The following is an 11499-nucleotide window of genomic DNA, read 5'->3' on the forward strand; positions in this document are numbered from 1 at the left end:
AAAGTTTCACTTTATTACTTCGTTACAATACCGTGTACTAAAGTTGGTGCATCTACGTGATCTTTAGCGATTTTCATGTTCTCATAAATTTTCGCTTTTACGTCTTCAACATTTTCGCGGTTTGCGTAAATTGTAACAAGAGAGTCACCTTTTTTCACGCTATCGCCTACTTTTTTGCGAAGCATTAGACCAACTGCTAAATCAATTTCAGACTCTTTCGTTGCACGCCCTGCTCCTAAAAGCATTGCTGCTGTTCCGATTTCATCTGCAACGATTTCCGATACGTAACCGTCTTCTTTCGCTTCCACTTCAATTTTAAATTGTGCTTGTGGCAATTTAGAAGGATCATCAACAACAGATGCATCGCCGCCTTGCGCGGATAAGAACGTTTTAAATGATTCTAGCGCTTTACCATTGTTCATTACTTCAATTAACTTTTCACGTGCATCTTCTAAAGATGAAGCTTGTCCAGCAAGGTACACCATCTGACTTCCAAGTGTTAAACATAACTCTTCTAAATCTTTCGGTCCCTTACCTTGTAATGTATCAATTGCTTCTTGTACTTCTAATGCATTACCAATTGCTTCACCAAGCGGCTGACTCATATCAGAAATAACCGCCATCGTATTACGACCAACGTTATTACCGATGCGTACCATTGCTTCTGCTAAACGCTTTGCATCTTCATCCGTTTTCATAAACGCGCCTGCTCCAGTTTTTACATCAAGAACAATTGCATCTGCACCAGCAGCAATTTTCTTACTCATAATTGAGCTAGCGATAAGAGGAATTGAATTTACTGTTGCAGTTACATCACGAAGCGCATATAACTTTTTATCAGCAGGTGTTAAGTTTCCACTTTGACCAATAACAGCGATTTTATTTTCATTTACAAGACGCATGAATTCATCATTTTCAATTTCCACATGGAATCCTGGTACTGCTTCTAATTTATCAATTGTACCACCCGTATGTCCTAGACCTCGTCCAGACATTTTCGCAACTGGTACACCTAAAGCAGCTACTAATGGACCTAATACAAGTGTCGTTGTATCACCAACTCCACCCGTTGAATGCTTATCTACTTTTACCCCTTCAATGGCTGATAAGTCAATTGTATCACCGCTATTTACCATTGCCATCGTTAAATCTGCACGTTCTTGATCATTCATATCTTGGAAGAAAATTGCCATTGCAAGTGAACTCATTTGATAATCTGGAATACTACCATTTGTATATCCTTCAACGATAAAGTTAATTTCTTCTGTCGTTAATGCATGTCCATCACGTTTTTTTGCAATTAGGTCCACCATTCTCATTGTGAAGTCACCCCTTCATTTGTTTTACAATTGCTTTTACTAATGCTAAGAAATTAGCTTTAACACGTTCTGTCGTTTCAATTACTTCATCGTGGTGAAGTGGTTGATCTAAAATACCAGCTGCCATATTTGAAATACAAGAAATACCTAGTACTTTCATACCTGCATGACGAGCTACAATTACTTCTGGTACTGTTGACATACCAACTGCATCTCCGCCAAGTGTACGAAGCATACGAATTTCAGCAGGTGTTTCATATACAGGACCTGTCATTCCAACATATACACCTTCTTGTACTTTAATATTTAAATCTGCTGCAACTTGTTTCGCCATTTCGCGAAGTTCTGGCGTATATGATGTAGACATATCAGGGAAACGTACACCTATTTCAGAATCATTTGGTCCGATTAATGGGTTCGTACCCATGAAGTTAATATGGTCTGAAATTAACATAAGATCGCCTGGTTCAAATGATGTATTTACACCACCAGCTGCGTTCGTTACAACAACTGTTTCTACACCTAGTTCTTTCATAACACGAACTGGGAATGTTACTTTTTGCATATCGTATCCTTCATAGAAATGGAAACGTCCTTGCATTGCTACTACTGTTACACCTTGAAGTGTACCGAATACAAGTTGACCTGCATGTCCTTCTACAGTTGAAACTGGGAATTCAGGGATTTCACTGTATGGTACTGTTACTGCGTTCTCGATTTCATCTGCTAATACACCTAGTCCAGATCCAAGGATTAGTCCTACTTGTGGTGTCTCTTGAAATTTCTCTTTTAAGTATGAAGCTGATTTTGTAATTAGTTCACGATTCATCTGTTTATCCCCCTATTTCTTTAGCTCGTTTAAGAAGCTTGTTCCATGTTCTGGCATTTTAACATTAAAGTTTTCTGCTACAGTTGCACCAATATCAGCAAATGTTTGACGAAGTGATAACTCTTGTCCGCCTTCTTTCATGCTTGGGCTATATGCTAATAACGGTACATATTCACGTGTATGATCAGTACCAGGATGTACTGGATCATTACCATGGTCTGCTGTAATTAATAATAGATCATCTTCTTTTAGTTTTTCGAATACTTCTGGAAGACGTGCGTCATATTCTTGCAATGCTTCTCCGTACCCTTGTGGGTCACGACGATGACCAAATAAGGCATCAAAGTCAACTAAGTTTAAGAAGCTAATACCTGTAAAGTCCATATTTAATGTATCTACAAGCTTGTCCATTCCATCCATATTTGATTTCGTACGAAGTGATTCAGTTACACCTTCTCCATCATAAATGTCAGCAATTTTACCAATAGCAATTACATCATAATCGCTATCTTTAAGTTCATTCATTACTGTGCGACCAAATGGTTTTAACGCATAGTCATGACGATTTGGTGTACGTGTGAAGTTTCCTGGCTCTCCAACAAACGGACGAGCAATAACACGCCCTACCATGTACTTCTCATCTAATGTTAATTCACGTGCGATTTTACAAATTTTATATAGCTCTTCAAGTGGTACTACTTCTTCATGAGCTGCGATCTGTAATACACTATCAGCAGAAGTGTAAACAATTAAAGAACCTGTTTCCATTTGTTCTTGACCAAGCTCAACAAGTACCTCTGTTCCAGAGGCTGGTTTATTACCGATAATTTTACGACCTGTCTTTTCTTCTAATTCATCAAGTAATTCTTTCGGGAATCCTTCAGGAAACACTTGGAATGGTGTATCAATGTAAAGGCCCATGATTTCCCAGTGACCTGTCATTGTATCTTTACCTGTAGATTTCTCTTGCATTTTTGTATAATATCCAAGCGGTTTCTCTACTTTAGAGATTCCTTTCATTTCACGAATATTACCAAGGCCTAATTTCACCATGTTTGGCATGTGTAATCCATTCATATGTTCAGCGATATGACCAATTGTATCAGAACCTAAATCACCAAACTGCTCAGCATCTGGTGCTTCACCGATTCCCACAGAGTCCATTACGACTAGGAAAATACGTTTATATTTATTCATAACTGCAACCTCCTATATGTTCAGTTCTACTTCTTGTAGTATGTTCAAAACGCTATAAAGTGAAACTGTTATCAATGGGAATTATCTTTCGTCCTCATTATCAAACAGTACTGCTTTAAACCAGTCTCTAACTTTTTCGTTTTACTTTCAAACGAATCAAAAAAATTTCTAGTTTTTTCTAAGTCAGATGTCAGACATCTGATATTGATATCATACCATGTTTACGCTTTCTTTTTAATACATTTTCGTAGAATTTCTCATTTTCTTTACCCTTCTATTGTAATCCATTCTGCAAAGAAGTGCTAATCATTTTATAACATATTTCCTAATATAAAAATAAAAAGCAGCTCTAAAGAGCTACTTTTTATTTTACTTCTACTGTTTCTTCTTTATGTTCATGTAGTTCACCTTTTCTTACATGAACTTTCACTTTATAAGCACCATTCTCTTTGAAAGTATGTTTACTTTCATACTCCCCTTTATTCCCTTCTTTCGCCGGAATAAATTCGTGTTTTTCAACGCCGTCTTTCCAAATCTCAAGTTGTACTTCAGCACCAGTTAACGCTTCTTCTTTTTGTTTTAAATGGACTTTCATTGTTGATTCAGCATTTGCTTTTATGTCACCGGCCATAAGATGAATCATTGTGTCACTTTTATGATCACCGTGTCCTGCATTATGATCACCACTTTCTTTTTTCGCATCTTCTACTTTCGCATTCCCTACAGCAACTTTGTGTTCTGGCATAACGTGTATATCACGTGCATTTGTATGAGGAATAATATGATATACTCCATCAGTTTCAAATGTTTTCTCTACTGCATAAACACCTTTTCCTTTATGCTTACCATCTAACATCTCGTGTTTCTCGTCGCCATCTTTCCAAATCTCAAACTTTACGTCATCAGCATCCGTTACTCTTTCTTTTCCTTGTGTAACAAGTGCTTGTACTTCTGTTTTTTCACCAGGTTTAATTTCTTTCGGATTCGTTTGAACCGCTACGTCTATACCTTCAAGTTTCTGTCCTTTTTTCGGTTCTTCTTTGTTTGTATTACAGCCAGCCAATGCTAGCATCGCGATAAATAATGTAATAATAAGTTTTTTCATCTTCATTTCCTCCTTCATACTTTCCTTAGTATAGAGGAAATACATTGTAATATTCTAGTCTTCTGCTGAAAACAATGTACGAAATGTTTGTGAAGTTTCTGTGAAATGGTTCACTCTTCTTAATCTATGAAAAAAGAGCATAGTGACTATGCTCTCGGGTGAAACTGTTTATATACATCTTTTAATCTAGTTTTTGAAACGTGCGTATAAATTTGTGTCGTCGAAATATCTGCATGTCCAAGCATTTCCTGTACAGCACGCAAATCTGCCCCATTTTCTAATAGATGCGTAGCAAAAGAGTGACGCAACGTATGCGGTGTAAGCTCTTTTGCAATATTCGCTTCTTTCGCTAGCCGTTTTAAAATTTTCCAAAATCCCTGTCTCGATAATCGATTACCATGATGGTTTAAAAAGAGCGCATCTACTGCTTTTTTACCCATCAATTCTCTTCTTCCTTTTTCAATATACTTTTGAATCGCTTCTGTCGCTAAGCTTCCTAGTGGAATAATTCTTTCTTTGTTCCCTTTCCCGATACAGCGAACAAATCCCATCGTTAAGTGCACATCTTCTAAATTTAATGCAATTAATTCTGAAACACGAAGTCCTGTTGCATACAACAACTCTAACATTGCCTTATCACGAATCCCAAAAGCACTTGCCGTTTTCGGTGTTTGAAGCAATGCTTCCACTTCGTCGACCGATAATACTTTTGGTAATTTTCGTTCCCCTTGTGGCGTTTCAATATGTACCGATGGGTCATGCTCCACTGCTCGTTCACGAAGTAAAAATTGATGAAACGAACGAATCGATGCAATATGACGCGCCAATGTTTTTGAAGATTTCCCGTTTTCTTTTAAATGCTGCAAAAAGTTAACAATATGCAAGCGTGTCACTTCATGAAACGTCTTCGTTTGTTCTACATTTTGCAAATACTTCACATAGCTTTTTAAATCGCGTTCATAAGATACAACTGTATTTTTTGCTAAACCTTTTTCAACAATCATATAATGAATAAAATCTTTTAATTGATCTTCCAATCTACACTACTCCCCATTTTCATAGAAAAACATCATTCTATTTACGAAAGTATCCTTTTCCGGCTCCTCATTCCCTGATACTTTTTCTACAGTCTCTTCTTTTGGCTTTTCATAACGATGGTAACTTTCATATTCTTCATTTATCCATAGTATAGCGAAATAAAACAAAATCGTACAACTTGTAAATAATAAAAATACTTTCATCCCATCAAAAGTTAATTTTAAAGCTCGGCGCATTGTAAATTCCTCCAAAATATAAGTTATTACAACATATGCCAAGCTTTCACCAATTTATACCTTATTCAAATAAAAAACCTCTTCCTAGTTAAATAGGAAAAGGTTATTTTTCATCCGTTTCATTTTCTTGACAATTTTTACAAATCCCATGGAATGTTAAACGATGATCTTTCACCTTAAAGCTCCAGTCTCGTTCCACTTTATTCTCCACTTCACCAAGTAAATCTTCTTGTATTTCTTGTACAGCACCGCATTGTGTACAGATTAAATGATGATGGAAACGCTGTGCACCTTCTTGGCGTAAGTCATAACGCGAAACACCGTCTCCAAAGTTAATTTTATCGACAACTTTCAACTCAGACAATAACTCTAAAGTTCGATAAACGGTTGCTAATCCGATCTCTGGCGACTTTTCTTTTACAAGGAGGTATACATCTTCTGCGCTTAAATGATCTTCTTCATTTTCTAGCAGCACACGAACTGTTGCTTCACGTTGTGGTGTCAATTTATAGCTCGCTGCATGTAATTGCTTCTTAATTCGTTCAATTCTTTCTTCCATTCGGTACTACTCCCTCCTCGCCACTCTTACACCATTATATCAGAAGAAGGGCTCCTGTCAAAAGAAAAACAATAAAAACAAATTGATAATTATTCTCAAAAAGTATTTATTGTTTGTTAATAGCCTCCACAACTTCTTTCATTAAAACTGGTGATGCATACACTTCGACACTGGAAGCAATAGCTAATACCGCTCCAATCACGAGAAAAAAGCATGTATAGCGAATTAATAACGGTAATAGTGGCTCAGTTATTTTCCGAATAAATTGATGCCTAATCATGCGTAAGGAAAAGCTTGCAGCAATTGTTGTCATTACGAGAAATACAGGAATTATAATTAAATTTTGTGGCAATACAGATACAAATGCTAATAATAGTCCATTCCATCCGTGCTGACTTACTAAAAAACCTACTGTAAATCCAACAACTACCCCTTTTAAAAATAGTAAGATAAAAATGAGCGGCAACCCAATAATTGAAATCCCCAAAATCCAAATAAAACCGATATATTTTAATTGCGAAAAGTAACTTTCTCGAAACATTTCGCCTGCGACAGCAAATTCTCCTTTAGAAACTTGTCCAAAAAAACGCTGTAAATAAAATGATAAATCTTGCTTTTGGTTTATTTGTAAACTATTCACAAGAATCGCTCCAAATATTACTCCCATCAGTAATAAAACCGCATTAAATATATATAGTGAAGAATTTTCCTGTATGTGAGACATTACACGGTCTTGCCACGTTTTTCGCCACATTTTCCTTCCCTCCGTTCACACTCTTACTAAAAATGTATGAAAGAAAGAAAAAAAGTATGACGAATTAGCATTGAAATTCCGCTCTACTTTGCTAAACTAAAAAGTAGAGAATAGGAGGGATTTCTCTTGAAACCATTATTATTAGATTTTCCAACATTATTTCAAACTGAGCGCTTGCAAGTACGTAAGCCGTTTCCAGGTGATGGCACAGAAGTATATGAAGCAATCCAAGCTTCGCTAGAAGACTTATTACCATGGATGCCAATTACAGCTGAAACAGAAGAACGTGCTGAAGAAATTGTTCGCGAAGCTCACGGACAGTTTTTACTTCGTGAAACACTTGATTTCCACTTATACGATAAAGTATCTGGTACATTCATCGGAGCTATTACGCTCAAGCCTGAAAACTGGGATATTCCAAAGTTTTCACTTCACTTTTGGCTACATAGCGCTTATACAAAGCATGGCTATATGACAGAAGCCATTAAAGGTGCGATTCAATTTGCATTTGATAAACTAGGTGCTAGAAGAATTGAAATTCGTACTGATGCAACAAATATAAATGCATGTAACTTAGCAGAACGTCTAGAATTTATTTTAGAAGGTACAATGGAAAATGATTTCCTAGCACCCGATGGCAGCTTACGCGATGCACGTGTATATGCAAAAATCAACTAAAAACACTCGCCTTAGGCGAGTGTTTATTTTTGTAATTGTAAATATTGTACTGCAAACATCGTCTTAGCATCATGTATGCGAAGGTCTTTCATAAGATCAATCGCTTCTTCTAATGACACTTCCATTAATTCCACAAATTCATCTTCATCTAAAGCTGCTTTATTTTCTTTTTGTTTTAATCCTGTCGCTTTATATACATATAAAATCTCATCTGCAAAACCAGGTGATGTATAGAAAGATGTAATAAGCTCCATATTTTCACATACATATCCTGTTTCTTCTTCTAATTCACGAACTGCTGTTACCTCTGGCTTTTCCCCAGGTTCTAACTTCCCAGCAGGAATTTCCACAATTGCCTTTTCGAGAGCTTTACGATACTGCTCAACGAGTACAATTTTCCCCTCATCAGTAATAGCAATAATAGCAACTGCCCCAGGGTGATTTACGATTTCACGTTTACTCATTTCTCCATTTGGTAATACTACATCATCAACACGAACTTTTATAACTCTACCATCAAAAATCGGTTCAGTTTTTACTGTTCTTTCTGCAAGATTACTCATACTACTTCATCTCCCTGTTCTATTTCCTAATCGTTCTTCATACATTTTACCACATTGAAAGGAGCGTGATAGAAATGAAAGTTTACATTTTACCAAATCGCGTCACTTTAGTCGGCAAAGCATGGCAAATTCGTCATAAGCTAAAACAATATGGAAAAGAGTATACAACTGTACAAGAGTGGATTACAGCAAATAAAGTGAAACTTTAATCAGAGGGGGGGCATCCCCTCTGATTATTAGTTGAACCAATCGGGCTTTTACGGGCAGTTAATGCGGGGCAAAAAGTAAACGTTTGTCAACCTCCTTCCCCTTTCGTACAATAAAGGTAAGGAGGTTGACCTATGAAAAAACGTCAATTAGGAAACTCAGATTTATATGTTACGGAAATTGGATTTGGCTGTATGTCTCTCGGTGCATCTGAGGCTGAAGCTATGCGTATTATCGATGAGGCAATCGATTTAGGAATTAATTTTTTTGATACAGCGGACTTATACGATTATGGATTAAATGAAGAATTTGTTGGAAAAGCTCTGAAAGGAAAACGTGACCAAATTGTTCTTACAACAAAGGTTGGAAATCGATGGACAGAAGAAAAAAACGGTTGGTCTTGGGATCCTTCTAAAGCTTATATAAAGGCCGAAGTAAAAGAGAGTTTACGTAGACTTCAAACAGATTATATTGATTTATATCAACTGCATGGCGGGACGATTGAAGATCCTATAGATGAAACAGTTGAAGCCTTTGAAGAATTAAAAAAAGAAGGGATTATTCGTCATTATGGTATCTCTTCTATACGTCCAAATGTCATTCGTGAGTATGCAAAACGATCAAATATCGTTAGCATATTAATGGAATACAGCCTTTTAAATCGTCGCCCTGAAGAATGGTTCCCGCTTCTTAATGAACAGCAAATTAGCGTTATTGCTCGCGGACCACTTGCAAAAGGGATTTTAACTAACAATAATGCAAGAAAGATAGAAAGAATAAAAGAAAAAGATTACCTCTCTTATTCTTACGATGAGTTATATTCGACACTCGCGAGTGTAAAAGAAATAATCGGAGAAAGTTCTTTAACAGGAACGGCTATTCAATATTGCTTACATAACGAAACTGTTGCAGCTGTTATACCTGGTGCAAGCTCTATTCAACAATTGCAAGAAAATATACAAGCTAGCCAACAGTTATCTTTAACAAAAGAAGAATATGTACAACTTCAAAAGATTGTTAAGTATGATTCATATGCTTTGCATCGCTAAAATATTGATACCGATAAAAGCAAAAGACTGCCCCCAACACTAGGCGGCAGTCTTTTTTTATAACGTATCATATTTATCAGGATTCGTTCCTACATGTAAATTACGATTTAACGTATTAATTTGATCCATCTCTTCTTCAGTTAATGAGAAATCAAAAATAGTAAAGTTCTCTTTAATACGAGATGGCGTAACAGATTTAGGAATAGTCACAATCCCACTTTGAATATCCCACCTTAATATAACTTGTGCAGGTGACTTTTCATATTTTTTAGAAATAGCCTGAATAATTGGATGCTGGAATACTTCGCCGCCTCTCATTAAAGGACTCCACGCTTCCATTTGAATTTGCTCACCTTGACAGAAATCACGCAATTCAAATTGCGCTAACATCGGATGAAGTTCCACTTGGTTGACCATCGGCTTCACTTTACAATTTGGTAATAACAGTTCTAAATGATGTTTATGAAAATTAGAAACACCAATCGCGCGCACTTTACCTTCTTCATACAATTTTTCTAGCGCTCGGTACGTATCGACATACTTCCCTCTTATTGGCCAATGTATTAAATATAAATCTACATAGTCCATTTGTAATTTCTTTAAGCTTTTTTCAAACGCCTCAAGTGTTTCCTCGTATCCTTGATCGTCGTTCCAAACTTTTGTTGTAATAAATATGTCTTCTCTCGGAATCCCTGATTCACGAACCGCTTCTCCGACACCGCTTTCATTTTCATATACAGTTGCTGTATCAATCGAACGGTATCCAAATTCTAATGCTGTTTTTACTGCTTGTTTAACCTCGTTGCCTTCTTTCGCTTTATAAACGCCTAGACCAATCATCGGCATTTTCACACCATTATGAAGTGTAGTTGTTGGAATATGCACACTCGTTCTCCCTTTCATTGTTACATTTTTATAAACCACCACTTTATTTCAACAAGATTCATCCAAAAAGTCAAAACATACGTACAGTTTACATAATACTTTTATACACATTTAAAAAAATAACGTGAACTCAGTCATTCACGTTATTTCCTTTCCATTCTTTCGCTTTTTCATCAACATTACGTACAAACTCATTTTTTCCTTCCGTATACATCGTGCCATCATATGTATATTTTTCCGCTAGTTCTTTCTTTAAATTTGCATATGCCTCTGCTTCTTCGCAATGAGCCATCATGTAATCACGAAACGATAAATGCCTTACTATCTCAGGATTCCCTTTTTCAAATACGTGCAAATGATACGAGCGTTTTTCCTCAGTCCCATGAATAAAATAACGACGTCTTGAAATACCATTTTCCCCTTTTACGATGTAACCAAGCTCTTTAAAACGTTCATTCCAATGATCTACTCTGTCGATACTTTCTACTTCCATAATCATATCTATAATAGGTTTAGCTGCCAGTCCTGGCACTGACGTACTTCCAATATGATGGACTTTCACCATTTCTGGCATCGCCGATTTTAATCTTTCGGCTTCCATTTGGAATTTCTCACTCCAATGATTTTCATACGGAACGACTACAATTTCCCTCATTCTAACTCCCCTTTTCTTACAAACTCGTCAAAAAAATGATCAGCGGCATTTCACTGATCATCTTTTTATTATTTAAAGTCTTTCCAAGTAAGGCTACTTTCACTTAACAGTTCTTCAAATGATTTATTCTTTTCACGTTCTTTTTGTTCCTTACGCTTTCTTTCTTGTTCTGCTGCCTCTTTTTTCTCTTCTCTCACTTGCAACTCTTTTTTCTTATTCTTTAATTGTTGCATTAACGAATCGTTCAATTGATCACCTAGTGTAAGTGATTCTTTCTCTGGTTGATTCATTTGAGAGTGTCTTTGTGTTTGTCTTTGCTTCTTTTTCTTCATACTACTCACCTTTTACTTTTTTCTCCATTATAGAGGATACACGGCGAAATCGACAATAAAAAAGGTTCCCTACTCTATTATTTATCTTTTGTA

15 protein-coding genes are annotated in these 11499 nt (G+C 36.3%); 3 read left to right on the plus strand and 12 right to left on the minus strand.

The features are described 5' to 3' along the window. Positions 1-14: 14 nt before the first annotated feature. From LCF45_RS20155 to spoIIM, 8 genes are all read right to left on the minus strand, one after another. Positions 15-1319 (minus strand): pyrimidine-nucleoside phosphorylase, encoded by a 1305-nt coding sequence (locus tag LCF45_RS20155; RefSeq protein ID WP_002067030.1) that lies wholly within the window; start codon positions 1317-1319, stop codon positions 15-17. A gap of 7 nt (positions 1320-1326) precedes the next feature. Next, positions 1327-2148 carry a purine-nucleoside phosphorylase gene (locus LCF45_RS20160; protein ID WP_263893622.1) on the minus strand — a complete coding sequence of 274 codons (822 nt, stop codon included), beginning with the start codon at positions 2146-2148 and terminating at the stop codon, positions 1327-1329. Positions 2149-2160: 12 nt separating this feature from the next. Further along, entirely contained in the window at positions 2161-3345 is a 1185-nt protein-coding gene (gene deoB / locus LCF45_RS20165; protein ID WP_002014935.1) for a phosphopentomutase, read from the minus strand. A gap of 364 nt (positions 3346-3709) precedes the next feature. Next, on the minus strand, positions 3710-4450 hold the full coding sequence (locus tag LCF45_RS20170; RefSeq protein WP_002167718.1) for a FixH family protein: 741 nt from the start codon (positions 4448-4450) through the stop codon (positions 3710-3712). 146 nt (positions 4451-4596) lie between these two features. Continuing rightward, positions 4597-5487 carry a site-specific tyrosine recombinase XerD gene (gene xerD, locus LCF45_RS20175; protein ID WP_002128966.1) on the minus strand — a complete coding sequence of 297 codons (891 nt, stop codon included), beginning with the start codon at positions 5485-5487 and terminating at the stop codon, positions 4597-4599. A gap of 6 nt (positions 5488-5493) precedes the next feature. After that, positions 5494-5724, minus strand: a complete 231-nt coding sequence (locus tag LCF45_RS20180; protein ID WP_002167717.1) for a YqzK family protein — start codon at positions 5722-5724, stop codon at positions 5494-5496. Positions 5725-5827: 103 nt separating this feature from the next. After that, complete coding sequence (locus LCF45_RS20185; protein WP_000392654.1) at positions 5828-6283, minus strand: ferric iron uptake transcriptional regulator; 456 nt, start codon at positions 6281-6283, stop codon at positions 5828-5830. Between the two features lie 106 nt (positions 6284-6389). Continuing rightward, a complete protein-coding gene (gene spoIIM / locus LCF45_RS20190) occupies positions 6390-7037 on the minus strand; it encodes a stage II sporulation protein M (RefSeq protein WP_002014939.1) in 648 nt (215 codons plus the stop codon). A 126-nt stretch (positions 7038-7163) separates the two neighbouring features. Here spoIIM and LCF45_RS20195 point away from each other — a divergent pair, with 126 nt between their 5' ends. Further along, on the plus strand, positions 7164-7715 hold the full coding sequence (locus LCF45_RS20195; RefSeq protein WP_002033881.1) for a GNAT family N-acetyltransferase: 552 nt from the start codon (positions 7164-7166) through the stop codon (positions 7713-7715). A 23-nt stretch (positions 7716-7738) separates the two neighbouring features. Here the strand turns inward: LCF45_RS20195 and LCF45_RS20200 are convergent, their stop codons facing one another. Next, a complete protein-coding gene (locus LCF45_RS20200) occupies positions 7739-8278 on the minus strand; it encodes an NUDIX domain-containing protein (protein WP_002014941.1) in 540 nt (179 codons plus the stop codon). A gap of 74 nt (positions 8279-8352) precedes the next feature. Here LCF45_RS20200 and mciZ point away from each other — a divergent pair, with 74 nt between their 5' ends. Further along, positions 8353-8487 (plus strand): Z-ring formation inhibitor MciZ, encoded by a 135-nt coding sequence (gene mciZ / locus LCF45_RS20205; protein ID WP_000870297.1) that lies wholly within the window; start codon positions 8353-8355, stop codon positions 8485-8487. 132 nt (positions 8488-8619) lie between these two features. Further along, positions 8620-9534 (plus strand): aldo/keto reductase, encoded by a 915-nt coding sequence (locus tag LCF45_RS20210; RefSeq protein WP_263893643.1) that lies wholly within the window; start codon positions 8620-8622, stop codon positions 9532-9534. Positions 9535-9591: 57 nt separating this feature from the next. Here the strand turns inward: LCF45_RS20210 and LCF45_RS20215 are convergent, their stop codons facing one another. From LCF45_RS20215 to LCF45_RS20225, 3 genes are all read right to left on the minus strand, one after another. Continuing rightward, the gene (locus LCF45_RS20215) at positions 9592-10419 is read right to left on the minus strand and encodes an aldo/keto reductase (protein ID WP_002128968.1); all 828 of its coding nucleotides are present in this window, start codon (positions 10417-10419) and stop codon (positions 9592-9594) included. Positions 10420-10549: 130 nt separating this feature from the next. After that, positions 10550-11074, minus strand: a complete 525-nt coding sequence (locus LCF45_RS20220) for a GrpB family protein (protein WP_002167715.1) — start codon at positions 11072-11074, stop codon at positions 10550-10552. Between the two features lie 68 nt (positions 11075-11142). Further along, complete coding sequence (locus tag LCF45_RS20225; protein WP_002014945.1) at positions 11143-11406, minus strand: YqkE family protein; 264 nt, start codon at positions 11404-11406, stop codon at positions 11143-11145. Positions 11407-11499 lie beyond the last annotated feature (93 nt).

This window comes from Bacillus sp. 41-22, from assembly GCF_025809295.1.
Lineage (GTDB): Bacteria > Bacillota > Bacilli > Bacillales > Bacillaceae_G > Bacillus_A > Bacillus_A mycoides.

What these genes read in the sequence shown, in the direction of transcription:
- LCF45_RS20155 (WP_002067030.1), bottom strand. Translation starts at nt 1,319, where the DNA reads ATGAGAATGGTGGACCTAATTGCAAAAAAACGTGATGGACATGCATTA.
- LCF45_RS20160 (WP_263893622.1), bottom strand. Translation starts at nt 2,148, where the DNA reads ATGAATCGTGAACTAATTACAAAATCAGCTTCATACTTAAAAGAGAAA.
- deoB (WP_002014935.1), bottom strand. Translation starts at nt 3,345, where the DNA reads ATGAATAAATATAAACGTATTTTCCTAGTCGTAATGGACTCTGTGGGA.
- LCF45_RS20170 (WP_002167718.1), bottom strand. Translation starts at nt 4,450, where the DNA reads ATGAAAAAACTTATTATTACATTATTTATCGCGATGCTAGCATTGGCT.
- LCF45_RS20180 (WP_002167717.1), bottom strand. Translation starts at nt 5,724, where the DNA reads ATGCGCCGAGCTTTAAAATTAACTTTTGATGGGATGAAAGTATTTTTA.
- LCF45_RS20185 (WP_000392654.1), bottom strand. Translation starts at nt 6,283, where the DNA reads ATGGAAGAAAGAATTGAACGAATTAAGAAGCAATTACATGCAGCGAGC.
- spoIIM (WP_002014939.1), bottom strand. Translation starts at nt 7,037, where the DNA reads ATGTGGCGAAAAACGTGGCAAGACCGTGTAATGTCTCACATACAGGAA.
- LCF45_RS20200 (WP_002014941.1), bottom strand. Translation starts at nt 8,278, where the DNA reads ATGAGTAATCTTGCAGAAAGAACAGTAAAAACTGAACCGATTTTTGAT.
- mciZ (WP_000870297.1), top strand. Translation starts at nt 8,353, where the DNA reads ATGAAAGTTTACATTTTACCAAATCGCGTCACTTTAGTCGGCAAAGCA.
- LCF45_RS20210 (WP_263893643.1), top strand. Translation starts at nt 8,620, where the DNA reads ATGAAAAAACGTCAATTAGGAAACTCAGATTTATATGTTACGGAAATT.
- LCF45_RS20220 (WP_002167715.1), bottom strand. Translation starts at nt 11,074, where the DNA reads ATGAGGGAAATTGTAGTCGTTCCGTATGAAAATCATTGGAGTGAGAAA.
- LCF45_RS20225 (WP_002014945.1), bottom strand. Translation starts at nt 11,406, where the DNA reads ATGAAGAAAAAGAAGCAAAGACAAACACAAAGACACTCTCAAATGAAT.